This window comes from Enterobacter cloacae complex sp. P12RS, assembly GCF_014895875.1.
Taxonomy (GTDB): Bacteria; Pseudomonadota; Gammaproteobacteria; order Enterobacterales; family Enterobacteriaceae; genus Enterobacter; species Enterobacter bugandensis.
This window is the reverse complement of sequence record NZ_JADBQO010000008.1, coordinates 56,952-73,617: the sequence shown is the minus strand read 5'-3', so window position 1 is coordinate 73,617 and position 16,666 is coordinate 56,952. Positions and strand designations below refer to the sequence as shown.

General features: G+C 57.5%; 19 protein-coding genes. 14 read left to right on the top strand and 5 right to left on the bottom strand.

Going from position 1 to position 16,666, the window contains the following annotated elements; all coding sequences use genetic code 11:
• Positions 1 to 125: 125 nt before the first annotated feature.
• Positions 126 to 686, bottom strand: a complete 561-nt coding sequence (locus IM284_RS05975) for a lipoprotein (protein WP_028012696.1) — start codon at positions 684 to 686, stop codon at positions 126 to 128.
• 123 nt (positions 687 to 809) lie between these two features.
• Positions 810 to 2,018 (bottom strand): multidrug efflux MFS transporter MdtH, encoded by a 1,209-nt coding sequence (mdtH, locus tag IM284_RS05970; protein ID WP_045630086.1) that lies wholly within the window; start codon positions 2,016 to 2,018, stop codon positions 810 to 812.
• 236 nt (positions 2,019 to 2,254) lie between these two features.
• Here mdtH and rimJ point away from each other — a divergent pair, with 236 nt between their 5' ends.
• The 4 genes from rimJ to murJ all read left to right on the top strand — a co-directional run bounded on the left by rimJ (position 2,255) and on the right by murJ (position 6,087).
• Entirely contained in the window at positions 2,255 to 2,839 is a 585-nt protein-coding gene (rimJ, locus tag IM284_RS05965; RefSeq protein ID WP_013097146.1) for a ribosomal protein S5-alanine N-acetyltransferase, read from the top strand.
• Between the two features lie 9 nt (positions 2,840 to 2,848).
• Positions 2,849 to 3,496 (top strand): YceH family protein, encoded by a 648-nt coding sequence (locus IM284_RS05960; protein WP_193055753.1) that lies wholly within the window; start codon positions 2,849 to 2,851, stop codon positions 3,494 to 3,496.
• Positions 3,497 to 3,498: 2 nt separating this feature from the next.
• A complete protein-coding gene (locus tag IM284_RS05955) occupies positions 3,499 to 4,422 on the top strand; it encodes a Gfo/Idh/MocA family protein (RefSeq protein WP_047368281.1) in 924 nt (307 codons plus the stop codon).
• Positions 4,423 to 4,551: 129 nt separating this feature from the next.
• Entirely contained in the window at positions 4,552 to 6,087 is a 1,536-nt protein-coding gene (murJ, locus tag IM284_RS05950) for a murein biosynthesis integral membrane protein MurJ (RefSeq protein WP_028012700.1), read from the top strand.
• A gap of 59 nt (positions 6,088 to 6,146) precedes the next feature.
• On the opposite strand, the gene flgN is transcribed toward murJ, so the two are convergent.
• The 3 genes from flgN to flgA all read right to left on the bottom strand — a co-directional run bounded on the left by flgN (position 6,147) and on the right by flgA (position 7,623).
• On the bottom strand, positions 6,147 to 6,572 hold the full coding sequence (gene flgN / locus IM284_RS05945; protein ID WP_028012701.1) for a flagella biosynthesis chaperone FlgN: 426 nt from the start codon (positions 6,570 to 6,572) through the stop codon (positions 6,147 to 6,149).
• Between the two features lie 4 nt (positions 6,573 to 6,576).
• Positions 6,577 to 6,870: a flagellar biosynthesis anti-sigma factor FlgM gene (gene flgM / locus IM284_RS05940; protein ID WP_047368282.1), complete on the bottom strand. Its 294-nt coding sequence runs from the start codon at positions 6,868 to 6,870 to the stop codon at positions 6,577 to 6,579.
• A gap of 93 nt (positions 6,871 to 6,963) precedes the next feature.
• Positions 6,964 to 7,623: a flagellar basal body P-ring formation chaperone FlgA gene (gene flgA, locus IM284_RS05935; protein WP_028012702.1), complete on the bottom strand. Its 660-nt coding sequence runs from the start codon at positions 7,621 to 7,623 to the stop codon at positions 6,964 to 6,966.
• A 157-nt stretch (positions 7,624 to 7,780) separates the two neighbouring features.
• Here flgA and flgB point away from each other — a divergent pair, with 157 nt between their 5' ends.
• The 10 genes from flgB to flgK all read left to right on the top strand — a co-directional run bounded on the left by flgB (position 7,781) and on the right by flgK (position 16,661).
• A complete protein-coding gene (gene flgB, locus IM284_RS05930; RefSeq protein WP_008500815.1) occupies positions 7,781 to 8,197 on the top strand; it encodes a flagellar basal body rod protein FlgB in 417 nt (138 codons plus the stop codon).
• 3 nt (positions 8,198 to 8,200) lie between these two features.
• Positions 8,201 to 8,605, top strand: coding sequence for a flagellar basal body rod protein FlgC (flgC, locus tag IM284_RS05925; RefSeq protein ID WP_013097138.1), 405 nt, complete (start codon positions 8,201 to 8,203; stop codon positions 8,603 to 8,605).
• Between the two features lie 11 nt (positions 8,606 to 8,616).
• Entirely contained in the window at positions 8,617 to 9,327 is a 711-nt protein-coding gene (gene flgD, locus IM284_RS05920; protein ID WP_041910524.1) for a flagellar hook assembly protein FlgD, read from the top strand.
• Positions 9,328 to 9,353: 26 nt separating this feature from the next.
• Positions 9,354 to 10,562, top strand: coding sequence for a flagellar hook protein FlgE (gene flgE, locus IM284_RS05915; RefSeq protein ID WP_041910523.1), 1,209 nt, complete (start codon positions 9,354 to 9,356; stop codon positions 10,560 to 10,562).
• Positions 10,563 to 10,582: 20 nt separating this feature from the next.
• Positions 10,583 to 11,338 (top strand): flagellar basal body rod protein FlgF, encoded by a 756-nt coding sequence (locus IM284_RS05910; RefSeq protein WP_028012705.1) that lies wholly within the window; start codon positions 10,583 to 10,585, stop codon positions 11,336 to 11,338.
• Between the two features lie 11 nt (positions 11,339 to 11,349).
• Positions 11,350 to 12,132 carry a flagellar basal-body rod protein FlgG gene (flgG, locus tag IM284_RS05905; protein WP_000625853.1) on the top strand — a complete coding sequence of 261 codons (783 nt, stop codon included), beginning with the start codon at positions 11,350 to 11,352 and terminating at the stop codon, positions 12,130 to 12,132.
• A 57-nt stretch (positions 12,133 to 12,189) separates the two neighbouring features.
• On the top strand, positions 12,190 to 12,888 hold the full coding sequence (gene flgH, locus IM284_RS05900; protein ID WP_023311139.1) for a flagellar basal body L-ring protein FlgH: 699 nt from the start codon (positions 12,190 to 12,192) through the stop codon (positions 12,886 to 12,888).
• 12 nt (positions 12,889 to 12,900) lie between these two features.
• Entirely contained in the window at positions 12,901 to 13,992 is a 1,092-nt protein-coding gene (locus tag IM284_RS05895) for a flagellar basal body P-ring protein FlgI (protein ID WP_028012706.1), read from the top strand.
• Positions 13,992 to 14,945 (top strand): flagellar assembly peptidoglycan hydrolase FlgJ, encoded by a 954-nt coding sequence (flgJ, locus tag IM284_RS05890; protein WP_041910522.1) that lies wholly within the window; start codon positions 13,992 to 13,994, stop codon positions 14,943 to 14,945. Before IM284_RS05895 ends, flgJ begins: the two co-directional genes overlap by 1 nt.
• Before the next feature lie 75 nt (positions 14,946 to 15,020).
• Positions 15,021 to 16,661, top strand: a complete 1,641-nt coding sequence (flgK, locus tag IM284_RS05885; protein ID WP_047368283.1) for a flagellar hook-associated protein FlgK — start codon at positions 15,021 to 15,023, stop codon at positions 16,659 to 16,661.
• The last annotated feature ends 5 nt before the right edge of the window (positions 16,662 to 16,666 follow it).

The window sequence follows — 16,666 nt, the reverse complement described above, 5'->3', positions numbered from 1 at the left end:
GAAGCTCCGGCTTGTCAGGAATCAGTCATAAGGATGGCTGTTTTTGCCGGACACAAATCATAAGCGGAAACGTTTTCGTTTGCACACTTTTCCGTAAAAAAAAGGGCGCCGCAGCGCCCTTCAGGTTAATCGGTGAAAGGAATAACGATCTCTCCCGGTTTCACCTCTATCCCTTTTGCGTATTTCTTCGCAAGGGCTTCACCCTTGCTGTTGTCTTCGCTTAAGACGTACGCCGGCTGCTGGTTAAAGTAGTTTCGCAGCGACTGGTTCAGATAGGGCATCAGGGTTTGCAGTACCGGCGCCATTTTGTCCGGCGAAACCTGCGCATCGACCACTTCCATCTCCTGCAGGAATATCGCCCCTTTCTCTTTGTTGAAAACGGGGAGCGCCTTCAGCTTGAGCTTTATGTTGGCTTTCTGATTGCCAAAAAGGGACGTCATATCAAGCGCGGCATCGCCTGCGAGAGTGACTTTATTCGGCTCTTCGCGACCAATCTGGCTGGTGAGATTGGTGAGCACGATGTGGGCATCGGCCAGCCCTGGCACGCCAATGTCTTTAGAGAAATTGTTATGTTTTTCCAGCGCCTGATTAATTTCCTGCTCACTGACGGTATATTGCGTAAGCTGGTTACAGCCCACCAGCAGACCGCTGACAACGAATGCCGCGGCTAAGACAATTTTCTTCATAGTGCTCCTCAACGAAAAATCGGCGCTTCTGTCCTGTTACGCCAGTATGTCAGCGTGAATGGGCAGAAACCAGCAGAAAAAACTGAGAAGTGGGGCGGGAGAGGCTTCCGCCCGAGGGAAAGGCTACGCGCCAGGCTCCAGCATGCCGCTCGCGCTGCGCTTCTGGCTGAACTGCCACCACAGGGCGAGAAGCGTCATGATGCCTACCACGCCGAGCATCATCCAGGGGAGTTCCGGCTGGTTCAGCGCTTTGCCTGCATCGAACAGCCAGCCGCCGCCGGCGTAACCCAGCGCACCGCCAAAGGCCAGACCCAGGCGGCTGAAGCCCATATAACTGCCGCGCGCACGCGCATCCGCAAGCGAGGCGCTCAGCGTTTCGCGGGCGGGCTCGGCGATGATGGAGCCGATATAGAAGGTGCAGATCAGCGTAAAAAGCTGCTGAAGCGTGTTTACCAGACCGATCGGCATCATGCTCAGCGTCATCAGAAACAGCCCTGCCATCAGACGATGCTCCAGGCGAAAACGCCGTTCACTCCAGCGGGCAATCGGGTAGAGCAGCGTTAATGACAGACAGGCTTCAATGGCGTACATCCATTTTACGGCAGCAGGCGTGCCCGCAATATCGTTCACCATGATTGGCAACATCAGCATCACCTGTACGGCGAGCATGTAATAGCCGGTCAGGGTCAACACGTAGGTGACAAAACGCCTGTCGCGCAGGACGCGTCCTAGCCCCTCCCGCACCGGGGCTTTTACCGTCGACAGCTTCCAGGCCGGAAGGTAGAGGCCGTTAAACAGGGCGCACAGAATAAACAGCACCGCCCCGGCCGCGCAAACCAGACGGAAATCGTACTGCAGCAGCCAGCTGCCCAGCAGGGCGCCAACAACCGCCCCGGCGCTGTCCTGCATCATCAGAATGGAGAAGAAACGGCCGCGGTGCTGAGGACGAATCAGCTTGACCACCAGCGCGGTGCGTGGCGGGTCAAACAGGGTGCCCCCGATGCCGGAGAGAAAGCAGGAGAACCACAGCAGCCAGGGCTCGTGGGCGATCGCCATCGTGGCAAAGCCTGCCGCGCGGAGCAGCATTCCGGTCACGATCATCGGTTTAGCGCCAAAGCGGTCAGCGATCGCCCCGCCAAAGACGCCCAGACCCTGCTGGACAAACTGACGTAGCCCCAGGGCAATCCCAACCATTAATGCCGCCCAGCCCATTTGATCGACAAAGCGGATCGAGATGAGGGGGAACACGACAAAAAAGCCGAGCACGACCAGCATGTTATCGACGAGCAGGAAATATTTACCCAGGCTCCTGGCCTGTGATACGCGGGACATTTTCCCTCCAGGGAAAATAAGAAGGTGAGCACGCTAACATTCTGCGGTGTCGCCGCGTTTTTTCCCACCCCCGGGCGCGACAATATTTTTTTATCAAAACGGTGCTTTGATAGAGAGTTCTCATCGAAAAATGTGAAAAGAGGTCAAAATGGTATGTCACTGTTTTCACAGACGGCACGGGCGCAGGTATAGTAAAGCTAATGGGTAAGCTGAAGTGACGGGAAGGAGTGGTATTGATGTTTGGCTATCGCAGTAATGTGCCAAAAGTGCGTCTGACAACGGACAGGCTGGTCGTTCGTCTTGTGCATGAGCGTGATGCCTGGCGTCTGGCGGATTATTACGCCGAGAATCGCCAGTTTTTAAAACCCTGGGAACCCGTTCGGGATGAGAGCCATTGTTACCCCTCCGGCTGGCAGGCACGCCTCAGCATGATCGCTGAATTTCATAAGCAGGGCAGCGCGTTTTATTTCGCGCTGCTGGATCCAGAAGAGAAAGAGATTATCGGGATCGCCAATTTTTCAAACGTGGTGCGGGGATCGTTTCACGCCTGCTACCTTGGCTATTCCATCGGCCAGAAATGGCAGGGGCAGGGGCTGATGTACGAGGCGTTAACGGTAGCCATCCGCTATATGCAACGCACGCAGCATATCCATCGCATTATGGCGAACTACATGCCGCATAATCAGCGCAGCGGGAATTTGCTGGCGCGTTTAGGGTTTGAGAAAGAGGGTTATGCCAAAGACTATCTGCTGATAGACGGAGAGTGGCGCGACCACGTTCTGACGGCATTAACCACCCGTGACTGGACCGCAGGTCGTTAAGGAGAAAAGATGAAGTATCAGCTAAACGGTACGGAAGCGCGCGTGATTGGGTGCTTACTCGAAAAACAGGTCACCACGCCGGAGCAGTATCCGCTCTCTGTTAACGCCGTGACCATGGCCTGCAACCAGAAGACCAACCGCGAGCCGGTGATGAATCTCAGCGAGCATGAGGTTCAGGACGTGCTGGATGCGCTGGTGAAGCGCCACTATTTGCGCACCGTCAGCGGCTTCGGCAACCGCGTGACCAAATACGAGCAGCGCTTCTGTAACTCCGTATTTGGCGATCTGAAGCTGAACAGCGCGGAAGTGGCGGTTATTACCACGCTGCTGCTGCGCGGGGCGCAAACGCCGGGGGAACTGCGAACGCGCGCTTCCCGAATGCATGAGTTCAGCGACATGCAGGAAGTCGAGCAGACCCTGGAAGGGCTGGCCGCGCGTGAGGATGGCCCTTTCGTGGTGCGCCTGGCGCGCGAGCCGGGTAAACGTGAGAGCCGCTACATGCATCTCTTCAGCGGCGACGTTGACGCCGCAAGCGTGGCGACGGAATCGAGCCCTGCAACCCGTGACGACCTTGCCGCGCGCGTAGAGGCGCTGGAAGACGAGGTGGCCGGGCTGAAACAGCGTCTGGATGCACTGCTGGCACATTTGGGAGACTAACGGTGAAAAAATTACGCATTGGCGTGGTGGGGCTGGGCGGTATTGCGCAGAAAGCCTGGCTGCCCGTATTGGGCGCTGCGTCAGACTGGACGCTGCAAGGGGCATGGTCACCCACCCGAGAAAAGGCAGAACGTATCTGTGAAACCTGGCGTATCCCGTATGCGGCATCGCTCCAGGATCTGGCCCGCGAGTGCGATGCGGTCTTTGTGCATACCTCAACGGCAACCCACTATCAGGTGGTGAGCGAGTTGCTCAATGCGGGGGTTCACGTCTGCGTGGATAAACCGCTGGCGGAAAATGTTCAGGACGCTGAACGGCTGATTGAGCTGGCGGCACGTAAAAAACTGACGCTGATGGTCGGTTTCAACCGCCGCTTCGCGCCGCTTTACCAGCAGCTGAAGGCGCAGTCCGGCAATATGGCCTCGCTGCGCATGGATAAGCACCGCACCGACAGCGTGGGACCAAACGATCTGCGCTTTACCCTTCTCGATGACTACCTCCACGTGGTGGACACCGCGCTGTGGCTGACTAACGGCGAAGCGCTGCTGAAAAGCGGCACTCTTGTCACCAACGAACAGGGGCAGATGGTCTATGCGGAACACCATTTTGCCGTTGAGCATCTTCAGGTCACCACCAGCATGCACCGCCGCGCGGGCAGCCAGCGGGAATCCGTGCAGGCGGTAACCGACGGCGCGCTGTACGACGTTACCGACATGCGTGAATGGCGGGAAGAGAAGGGCGGCGGCGTGGTGATGCAGCCGGTCCCCGGCTGGCAAAGCACTCTGGAGCAACGAGGTTTCGCTGGATGTGCCCGCCACTTTATCACCTGCGTGCAAAATCAGACGGTTCCTGAAACGTCCGGCGAGCAAGCCATTCTGGCTCAGCGCATTGTGGAACGGCTCTGGCGCGAGGCCATGAGTGAATAACTCGCTGTAACATCTGCGGATAGTAATTCGTTGAAATCGGGTTAGACTAAGCGCCGCTTGTTGGCTTTGCCGGGTGGCGCTTGTGCGTTCCCGGTCTATAAATCCGTATGGTTCTGGAAATTCACGTTAATGAACTTATTAAAATCGCTGGCGGCCGTCAGCTCGATGACCATGTTCTCTCGCGTTCTCGGTTTTGCGCGCGATGCCATTGTGGCAAGGGTCTTTGGTGCAGGGATGGCAACGGACGCCTTTTTCGTGGCGTTCAAGCTGCCGAACCTGCTGCGTCGCATTTTTGCTGAAGGGGCGTTCTCCCAGGCGTTTGTGCCCATTCTGGCGGAATATAAAAGCAAGCAGGGTGAAGACGCGACGCGCGTGTTTGTCTCTTATGTCTCCGGGTTGCTGACGCTGGCGCTGGCCGTGGTGACGGTAGTCGGTATGCTGGCCGCGCCCTGGGTCATTATGGTGACCGCGCCCGGCTTTGCCGACACGGCGGATAAATTTGCTCTGACCTCGCAGCTTCTGCGCATTACCTTCCCCTATATTCTGCTGATCTCGCTGGCCTCGCTGGTGGGGGCGATCCTGAACACCTGGAACCGCTTCTCCGTTCCGGCGTTTGCGCCGACGTTTCTCAACGTCAGCATGATCGGTTTTGCGCTGTTCGCCGCGCCGCACTTCAACCCGCCGGTGCTGGCCCTGGCCTGGGCGGTCACCGTGGGCGGCGTGCTGCAGTTGGCTTATCAACTGCCGCATCTGAAGAAAATCGGCATGCTGGTGCTGCCGCGTATCAACCTAAAAGATGCCGGGGCGATGCGCGTTATCAAGCAGATGGGGCCCGCCATTCTTGGCGTCTCCGTCAGCCAGATCTCGCTGATTATCAACACCATTTTTGCCTCTTTCCTGGTGTCGGGTTCCGTCTCGTGGATGTACTACGCTGACCGCCTGATGGAGTTCCCGTCCGGCGTGCTGGGCGTGGCGCTGGGGACCATCCTGCTGCCGTCGCTGTCGAAAAGCTTTGCCAGCGGCAACCATGACGAATACTGCCGCCTGATGGACTGGGGCCTGCGTCTCTGCTTCCTGCTGGCCCTGCCAAGCGCGGTAGCGCTGGGGATCCTCGCCAAACCGCTGACGGTGTCGCTGTTCCAGTACGGGAAATTCACCGCGTTTGACGCCGCGATGACCCAGCGCGCGCTGGTCGCTTACTCGGTGGGACTGATGGGGCTGATCGTGGTGAAAGTGCTGGCGCCGGGCTTTTACTCGCGTCAGGACATCAAAACGCCGGTGAAAATTGCCATTGTAACGCTGATTATGACGCAGCTGATGAACCTTGCATTTATCGGCCCGCTGAAGCATGCCGGCCTGTCGCTGTCTATTGGTCTGGCGGCCTGTCTGAATGCCGGGCTGCTTTACTGGCAGCTGCGCAAGCAGGATATCTTTACGCCGCAGCCGGGTTGGGCAAGTTTCCTCGTGCGTTTGGTAGTGGCGGTGCTGGTGATGTCTGCGGCACTCATCGGGATGATGTACGTCATGCCGGAGTGGTCTCTGGGCACGATGCCTTATCGTCTGATGCGGCTGATGGCCGTGGTGGGCGTTGGGGTGGTAGCGTATTTTGCCACGCTCGCCGTGCTGGGCTTCAAAGTGAAAGAGTTTACCCGCCGGACGGCATAAACGCCAAAAGGGGAGTTCACCTCAGGGTGCTCCCCACTACAAGATTTGTCGCTTACGCGTCAAATCGAAATCTTTTTTACACCCGCAATACGTGCCGTCGCCGTCTGACCATCCGCGCCGTACAGTCCGGTTTCTTTATGTGGCTTCAGCACCTCAAGCGCCTGCTGATTACGCTCTATCTGGCCTTCAAGCAGCCAGCCGTTATGCTGGTTGAGATCGCGCAGATGCTGGGTTTTTTCAGTAATGGTCTGCCAGCGCTCGGCAATATCGTCATTGGCGCTGCGCTTCGAGTCCTGCTCGGCGCGGCGCTGCTGCTCCAGATAATCCAGCGTGGCCAGCAGCGAACTCTTATCTTCAGTAATACGCTGCAGCGCGCTGCCGTTAATGTGACCGGAAGAGAGATGCTGTTGTTCAGCATCCATTACCGTTTTCAGGTCGTTCAGGACAACCGTCATTTGATCCAGTATTTCTGACAGTCGACTCATACGGTTAGTTACTCTGTAAGAAACTCTGTGCTTCCTGAATCAGGGCATCAGCGATTTTGCTGGTGTCCATTTTCAGCTCACCGTTGCGAATAGCCGTTTTCAGCGCTTCAACACGTTCCATATTGATATCGCTGCTGCCTGGCTGCATCAGTTTTGCCTGGGCATCGCTCAGGGTCACGCTGGTGCTGTTAGACGTTGACGGTTTTTCCAGACGCGTTTTCTGAGGGGTAGCGTCGTTCGTTTCGCGAGGCTGTACAGCGCTTACCGGCTTCAGGGCTGATGTACGATCAATGCTCATAGTGTTGTCCTCATCGAGGGTTCGCGGCGTTTGCGCCTGACATCATCATTAGTGGAATATTTATCGGCACGCGCCGCGAAATCTTTAAAAAGATTATAGGTTAATCAGAATATTCCCATCAGAATCGACGGTTCCGCTCACCACCTGGCCTGAGGACATTCTGACGCGGGCGTTTTGCGCTACCGCGGCATTGTTCAACGCTTTCCCTTCACTGTTGATGCTAAAGCCGTCTCCGTTGGCAACGACCATCACCTGCTGTCCCGCTTTGACACGCCACGCCTGGCGCAGCATGGAGAGCTGAATCGGCTGGCCCGGCGCGACATCGCGCAGGCTGACGGCGTCCTGTGCCTGGTTAATGTCCAGCATTGTCCGCGGCGGGAGCTGATCCAGACGCCCGCGCTTTAACGTCACGCTGTTTGCCTGCAGCGCGCTGCCACGCACAATGGGGACGGCGGCGACAACATAATTGCCCGTCGCCTGAACTGCAACCTGTAAATAGCGTTTTTCGTTGGCGCAGCGTGCCAGGACGTTCACATTGCCCCACAGCTTCGTGGTCCCCGTCACGCTGAATGACGGTTGCTCGCAGGTCGGATACAGATTCGGCGGCGTGCGGATGGTCACGTTAACGTCATCGCTAAAGCCCGCCAGCTTCTGGGCAAAAAAATTCGTCAGCGCATCCTGTAAATCCCCGGCATTCACCAGAGGGCTAAACAGCAAGAAGGTTGCCATCAGGCCACGTTTTAACGTTTGCATCGCAAGTTCCACCGTTTCCAGAGTTGGATGAATTCTACCTGCAGTGGTTTTGCATCAACGGAATAAATAGCGACGCATTTTGTGCTTATTCCGTCGATAGGGGAGACCGGGTGAGATTTAAGCTGTGAACTGAAATTTTGCCATCAGCGGAGGAGACATGCTCGATAAACTCGACGCCGCGTTACGTTTTCAGCAGGAAGCGCTCAATTTACGCGCCCAGCGGCAGGAGATTTTAGCCGCCAACATCGCTAACGCCGATACGCCCGGGTATCAGGCGCGCGATATTGATTTTTCCAGTGAGCTCAAAAAGGTGATGGAGCGTGGACGTGCCGAAGGAACGGGTGTTGCACTCGCCATGACATCCTCTCGCCATATTCCCGCTCAGGCGATGACCGCGCCAGCGACCGATTTACTTTATCGCATCCCTGACCAGCCTTCACTCGACGGTAACACCGTGGATATGGACCGGGAGCGTACGCAGTTTGCCGATAACAGCCTGAAATACCAGACGGGCCTGACCGTACTCGGCGGACAAATCAAAGGCATGATGAACGTCCTGCAGGGGGGCAACTGATAAATGGCCTTGCTGAATATTTTTGATATCGCCGGCTCGGCGTTAACCGCCCAGTCCAAACGTCTGAACGTGGCCGCCAGTAACCTGGCGAACGCCGACAGCGTGACCGGACCTGACGGACAGCCTTATCGTGCCAAACAGGTTGTGTTTCAGGTCGACGCTGCGCCAGGCGCGGCTACGGGCGGCGTGAAGGTGTCTGACGTGGTTGAGAGCCAGGCGCCGGACAAGCTGGTGTATGAGCCAGGTAACCCGCTCGCGGACGCTAACGGATACGTGAAGATGCCAAACGTGGATGTGGTAGGCGAGATGGTGAACTCCATGTCGGCGTCCCGTAGCTACCAGGCGAACGTCGAAGTGCTTAATACCGTGAAGAGCATGATGCTCAAAACACTCACTCTCGGCCAGTAAAGGAGACATGCATGTCCATCGCCGTAAATGTGAATGATCCGACGAACACGGGTGTTAACAACACCAAAAGTTCGACAAGCTCCAGCTCCCTGACGGGAAGCAATGCCTCCGATTTGCAGAGCAGTTTTCTGACGCTGCTGGTGGCGCAGCTTAAGAACCAGGATCCGACTAACCCAATGCAGAACAACGAACTGACCACGCAGCTTGCGCAGATCAGTACCGTGAGCGGCATTGAGAAACTGAACACCACCCTCGGTTCCGTCTCCGGTCAGATTAACAGCGCTCAGTCCCTGCAGGCGGCAAGCCTGATTGGTCACGGCGTAATGATCCCGGGGACCACGATCCTGGCGGGCACCAGCACCACCGACGGTACATCGACCACCACCACTACGCCGTTCGGCGTTGAATTGCAGCAGGCGGCTGACAAAGTGACGGCGACGATCACCGACTCAACCGGCGCCGTGGTTCGCACCATCGACATCGGCGAGCTGAAAGCGGGCGTTCACACCTTTACCTGGGACGGCAGCCTGACCGACGGCACGAAAGCACCAAATGGCTCCTACAAAGTTGCGATTAGCGCCAGCAACGGGACGACCCAACTGGTGGCGCAGCCGCTGCAGTTCGCGCTGGTTCAGGGCGTGATTAAAGGGGGCGACGGCAACAAACTGGATTTGGGTACCTCTGGTACCACCACACTCGACGAAGTTCGGCAGATTATCTAAGCCTTAACACTTATCAGGAGTAAGTCATGGCCTTTTCTCAAGCGGTCAGCGGCCTGAATGCTGCGGCCACCAACCTGGACGTCATTGGCAACAACATCGCCAACTCCGCGACCTATGGTTTCAAATCCGGTTCTGCGTCTTTTGCAGATATGTTTGCCGGTTCCAAAGTGGGTCTGGGCGTAAAAGTTGCGGGCATCACTCAGGACTTTACCGACGGTACCACCACCAACACCGGTCGTGGCCTGGACGTTGCCATCAGCCAGAACGGTTTCTTCCGTATGGTCGATGCAAACGGCTCGGTGTTCTACAGCCGTAACGGCCAGTTCAAGCTGGACGAAAACCGTAACCTGGTGAACATGCAGGGGATGCAATTAACGGGGTATCCGGTTGCCGGAACACCATCAACGGTTCAGACCGGTGCGAATCCACAGGCGATTAATATCCCGACCACGCTGATGGCCGCGAAGTCCACCACCACGGCTTCCCAGCAGATTAACCTCAACTCCACCGATGCCGCACCAACCGCCGCCTTCGATCCGGCCAACCCGGATACCTACAACAAAAAAGGTACGGTAACCGTCTTTGATAGCCAGGGTAATGCGCACAACATGAACCTGTTTTACGTCAAAGATGCGACCCCGGCGAACTCCTGGAAAGTGTATGCCCAGGACGGCAGCGTGGCAGGCAGCGCGGCGGCAGTGGCCACGACCTTGACCTTCGATAATAACGGTACGTTGATCGGGGGTGGAAACATCAACATCACTACCGCGACTATCCCAGGTGCGGACCCGGCGACCTTCGCGATGAGTTTTGCTAACTCCATGCAGCAGAACACCGGTGCGAACAATATCGTGGCGACCAACCAGAACGGCTTCAAGCCGGGCGATCTGGTCAGCTATCAGATTAACGATGACGGCACCGTCGTCGGGAACTACTCCAACGAGCAGACTCAGGTGCTGGGCCAGATCGTGCTGGCAAACTTCGCCAACAACGAAGGTCTGAAGTCCGAAGGGGATAACGTCTGGTCTGCCACGCAGTCTTCCGGTGTTGCCCTGCTGGGCACCGCGGGCTCCGGTAACTTCGGCACGCTGACCAACGGCGCGCTGGAAGCCTCTAACGTGGACCTGAGTAAAGAACTGGTGAACATGATTGTCGCGCAGCGTAACTATCAGTCGAATGCGCAGACTATCAAGACCCAGGATCAGATCCTCAACACGCTGGTTAACCTGCGTTAAGCGGCTAACAGGAAAGCGCAATGGATCACGCAATATATACCGCGATGGGCGCGGCAAGTCAGACGCTCAGCCAGCAGGCCGTTACCGCCAGCAACCTGGCAAACGCCTCTACGCCGGGCTTTCGCGCGCAGCTGAATGCGCTGCGCGCGGTGCCGGTGGAAGGGCTCTCCCTGCCGACCCGTACGCTGGTGGCGGCATCCACCCCGGGCGCAGACATGACGCCAGGGCAGATGGATTACACCTCACGCCCGCTGGACGTTGCTCTGCAGCAGGACGGCTGGCTGGCGGTGCAAACGGCGGACGGTGGCGAAGGCTATACCCGTAACGGGAATATCCAGGTCAGCGCGACCGGCCAGCTGACGATTCAGGGGCATCCGGTGATGGGTGAAGCGGGCCCGCTGACCGTGCCGGAAGGCTCTGAGCTGACCATCGCCGCGGACGGCACCATCTCGGCGCTGAACCCGGGCGATCCGGCCAACACCGTTGCCCCCGTCGGGCGTCTGAAGCTGGTCAAAGCGGAAGGCAAAGAGGTGCAGCGCGGCGACGACGGCATGTTCCGTCTGACCCAGGCAGCTCAGGCTACCCGTGGTGCCACATTACAGGCCGATCCGAGCATCCGCGTGATGTCCGGCGTTCTGGAAGGCAGCAACGTTAAGCCGGTAGCTGCCATGAGCGACATGATCGCCAGCGCCCGTCGTTTTGAAATGCAGATGAAAATTATCAGCAGCGTGGACGAAAACGCGGGCAAGGCTAACCAACTTCTGTCGATGAGTTAACAGGACTCTTTATGATCAGTTCTTTATGGATCGCGAAAACTGGCCTGGACGCGCAGCAAACCAACATGGATGTGATTGCCAACAACCTGGCAAACGTGAGCACCAATGGTTTCAAGCGTCAGCGCGCCGTTTTCGAAGATTTGCTTTATCAAACCATCCGCCAGCCGGGCGCGCAGTCTTCTGAACAGACGACGCTGCCGTCAGGCCTGCAGATCGGTACCGGCGTTCGCCCGGTGGCGACCGAGCGTCTGCACAGCCAGGGCAACCTGTCTCAGACCAACAACAGCAAAGACGTGGCGATCAAAGGCCAGGGCTTCTTCCAGGTGCAGCTGCCTGACGGGACCTCTGCCTACACCCGTGACGGTTCCTTCCAGGTCGATCAGAACGGTCAGCTGGTGACGGCGGGCGGTTTCCAGGTTCAGCCTGCGATCACCATTCCGGCGAACGCCCTGAGCATTACCATCGGCCGCGACGGCATCGTGAGCGTGACCCAGCAGGGGCAGGCCGCGCCGGTCCAGGTCGGACAGCTCAACCTGACCACCTTCATGAACGATACCGGTCTGGAAAGCATTGGTGAGAACCTCTACACCGAAACGCAATCCTCCGGTACGCCAAATGAAAGTACGCCAGGCCTGAACGGTGCCGGTCTGCTGTACCAGGGGTATGTCGAAACCTCCAACGTGAACGTGGCGGAAGAGCTGGTGAATATGATCCAGGTCCAGCGCGCGTATGAAATTAACAGTAAAGCAGTCTCGACAACCGATCAGATGCTGCAGAAACTGACGCAACTCTAAGGTGTAGCCCGGTGCGGTAAACCCCGCACCGGCTCCCTGTTTTCGAAGATGAAGGCAATGCAAAAAAACGCGGCGTTTCGTTATCCGATACTGACTGTTCTGGCCGTCACCCTCAGCGGGTGCGCTTTGATCCCGTCTAAACCATTGGTCCAGGGTGCGACGACTGCCCAACCCGTTCCTGGCCCTGCGCCAGTTGTAAACGGCTCCATTTTCCAGACCGCGCAGCCGATTAACTACGGCTATCAGCCGCTGTTTGAAGATCGCCGCCCGCGTAATGTCGGCGATACATTGACCATTGTGCTGCAGGAAAACGTCAGCGCGAGCAAGAGCTCGTCGGCGAACGCCAGCCGCGATGGCAAAACCAATTTTGGCTTTGACACCGTTCCACGCTATCTGCAGGGCCTGTTCGGCAATGCCCGTGCGGATGTTGAGGCCTCCGGCGGCAACACCTTTAACGGTAAAGGTGGCGCGAACGCCAGCAACACCTTCAGCGGTACGCTGACGGTCACGGTTGACCAGGTGCTGGTTAACGGCAATTTACACGTCGTGGGTGAAAAACAGATCGCCATTAACCAGGGCACTGAATTCATTCGCTTCTCGGGCGTGGTGAATCCACGCACCATCAGCGGCACCAACACCGTTCCGTCCACCCAGGTGGCGGATGCGCGCATTGAGTACGTCGGTAACGGCTACATTAATGAAGCGCAGAATATGGGTTGGCTGCAGCGCTTCTTCCTTAATTTATCGCCGATGTAAGCGAGGTGACCCATGTTTAAATCGATCTTCGCCGCGGCGCTGGTTCTTGTCGCAACGTTTGCCCAGGCCGACCGCATTCGCGATCTCACCAGCGTTCAGGGCGTTCGCGGGAACTCGCTGATTGGCTATGGCCTGGTGGTGGGGCTGGACGGTACCGGTGACCAGACGACCCAGACGCCGTTTACCACCCAAAGCTTAAACAACATGCTTTCCCAGCTCGGCATTACCGTGCCAGCGGGAACAAACATGCAGCTGAAAAACGTGGCCGCGGTAATGGTCACTGCCTCCTACCCGGCGTTTGCGCGCCAGGGGCAGACCATTGACGTGGTGGTCTCCTCAATGGGTAACGCCAAAAGCCTGCGCGGCGGTACGCTGCTGATGACCCCGCTGAAAGGCGTCGACAGCCAGGTCTACGCGCTGGCGCAGGGGAACATCCTGGTCGGCGGGGCAGGCGCATCCGCTGGTGGAAGCAGCGTACAGGTGAACCAGCTGAACGGCGGGCGCATCACCAACGGTGCGATCATCGAGCGTGAACTGCCGACCCAGTTTGGCGCGGGCAACACCATCAACCTGCAGCTGAATAATGAAGACTTCACGATGGCGCAGCAGATTGCCGACACCATCAACCGCAGCTATGGCAATGCCACGGCACTGGATGCGCGTACCGTGCAGATCCGCACCTCCACCGGCAGCAGCAACCAGGTGCGCATGCTGGCGGATATCCAGAATCTGGAAGTGAACGTGCCGGTGCAGGATGCCAAAGTGATCATCAACTCCCGTACGGGCTCCGTGGTGATGAACCGGGAAGTGTCGCTGGATAGCTGTGCCGTGGCGCAGGGTAACCTGTCGGTGACGGTTAACCGTTCCGCCAACGTCAGCCAGCCGGATACACCATTTGGTGGCGGCCAGACGGTAGTGACGCCGCAAACGCAGATTGATTTACGCCAGAGCGGCGGTTCCCTGCAGAGCGTGCGCTCCAGCGCCAACCTGAACAGCGTGGTGCGTGCCCTGAACGCGCTGGGCGCGACGCCGATGGATCTGATGTCCATTCTGCAATCCATGCAAAGCGCGGGCTGCCTGCGCGCCAAACTGGAAATCATCTGATGCTGACCGATAGCAAACTGTTGACCAGTGCCGCCTGGGACGCCCAGTCGCTCAACGAACTGAAAGCCAAAGCAGGTAAAGACCCGGCGGCGAATATCCGCCCGGTTGCCCGCCAGGTGGAAGGGATGTTTGTACAGATGATGCTGAAGAGCATGCGCGAAACCCTGCCGAAAGACGGGATGTTCAGCAGCGATTCAACGCGTCTCTACACCAGCATGTATGACCAGCAGATTGCGCAGCAGATGACCGCCGGTAAAGGCCTCGGTCTGGCTGACATGATTGTCAAACAGACCGCTGCCGCACAGGGTGTTCAGCCAGAAGAGCAGCCGCCGCAGGTGCCGATGAAGTTCGACCTCGAAACGGTGACCAGTTATCAGAACCAGGCGCTGACGCAGATGGTGCGTAAAGCGATACCGAAGGCAACGGGCAGCGGCGACGAGGCGCTCTCCGGTGACAGCAAAGACTTCCTGGCGCAGCTTTCTCTGCCGGCACGGCTTGCCAGTGAACAGAGCGGCGTGCCTCACCACCTGATACTGGCGCAGGCCGCGCTGGAGTCGGGCTGGGGCCAGCGCCAGATCCGCAAGGAAAACGGCGACCCAAGCTTCAACATCTTCGGCGTGAAGGCCACCTCCAGCTGGAAGGGGCCGACCACCGAGATCACAACTACGGAATACGAGAACGGCGCGGCGGTGAAGGTGAAAGCCAAATTCCGCGTCTACAGCTCGTATCTGGAAGCGTTGTCTGACTATGTGGGTCTGCTGAGCCGAAATCCGCGTTATACCGCCGTTACGCAGGCGGCAACGGCGGAGCAGGGCGCTCAGGCCCTGCAAAACGCGGGCTACGCGACCGACCCGAACTACGCGCGCAAGCTTACCAGCATGATCCAGCAGCTGAAATCCATGGGCGAGAAGGTCAGCAAAGCCTATAGCACAGATATCGAAAATCTGTTCTGAAAGTTCTCAAGTCCCGGTGGAGGTTGCCGATAACCTTCATCAGGACTCGTGTCTGAACGTATAAAAGGAACCCCCATGTCCAGTTTGATTAACAGCGCCATGAGTGGCCTCAGTGCCGCGCAGTCGGCACTCAATACCGTCAGTAATAATATTTCAAGCTATAACGTGGCAGGTTACACCCGCCAGACGACGGTGCTGGGTGCATCTAACAGCACGCTGACCGGCGGTGGCTGGGTGGGTAACGGGGTGTATGTCTCCGGTGTCCAGCGTGAATATGACGCTTTCATCACCAACCAGCTGCGCGCCGCGCAGACCCAGAGCAGCGGCCTGACCACGCGCTATCAGCAGATGTCAAAAATTGACGATGTGCTCTCCGATACCACCAACTCGCTTTCCACCACCCTGCAGGATTTCTTTAAGAGCCTGCAAACGCTGGTGAGCAACGCGGAAGACCCGGCTGCGCGTCAGACGGTGTTGGGAAAAGCGGGCGGCCTGGTCAATCAGTTCAAAACCAACGATCAGTATCTCCGCGATCAGGATACGCAGGTGAATACGGCGATCGGGACCAGCGTTTCGCAGATCAACAACTATGCCAAACAGATTGCCAATCTGAACGATCAGATTTCCCGCCTCACCGGCGTCGGCGCGGGCGCATCGCCTAACGATCTGCTCGACCAGCGCGATCAGCTCGTCAACGAGCTGAACAAAATCGTGGGTGTGGAAGTTTCGGTTCAGGATAGCGGCACGTTTAACATCTCTTTCGGCAACGGCTACAGCCTGGTGCAGGGCAGCAAAGCTAACCAGCTGGCTGCTGTGAAGTCCAGCGCCGATCCGTCCCGTACCACTATCGCCTACGTTGATGACGTGGTGGGTAATGTCGAGATCCCGGAAAAGATGATCACCACCGGCTCGTTAGGCGGTTTGCTGACCTTCCGCGCGGAAGATCTGGATAAGGCTCGTAATAACCTGAACCAGATGGCGCTGGCGTTTGCTGACGCGATGAACAAGCAGCATGAGGCCGGCTTTGATGCCAACGGCGATGCGGGCGGCAAGCTGTTCGGCTTCGGTTCTCCGGCTGTGCTTTCCAACAGCAAAAATAGCGGCACGGCGGTCGTCAATGCCACCGTTGCGGACAGCACCAAAGTTCAGGCAACGGACTATAAGCTGCAGTTTAACGGCACCGACTGGACCATCACCCGCACGTCTGACAAGACCAGCTTTACCATGAGCCCGGATGCCAGCGGTAATCTGTCGTTTGACGGTCTTAACGTGAACGTCAGCGGTTCGGCCAACGCCAAAGACAGCTTTACCGTGAAGCCCGTCTCTGACGTCATCATGAATATGGAACTGTCGATCAGCGACGAATCCAAACTGGCCATGGCCGCGGTGCAGAACGGCGGTGAGAGCGATAACCGCAACGGGCAGAAAATGCTCGATCTGCAAAACAGCAAAGTGGTTGGCGGGAACAAAACCTTTAACGATGCCTATGCCTCACTGGTGAGCACCGTAGGGAGCACCACCGCTTCACTGAAAGTCAGTAGCCAGACGAAAGCCAATGTGGAAACGCAGTTAATTAAGCAGCAGCAGACCATCTCTGGGGTAAACCTCGACGAAGAGTATGGCAACCTGCAGCGTTATCAGCAGTATTACCTCGCCAACGCGCAGGTGCTTCAGACTGCCAGTACGCTCTTCGATGCAATTATCAACATTCGTTAAGGTTG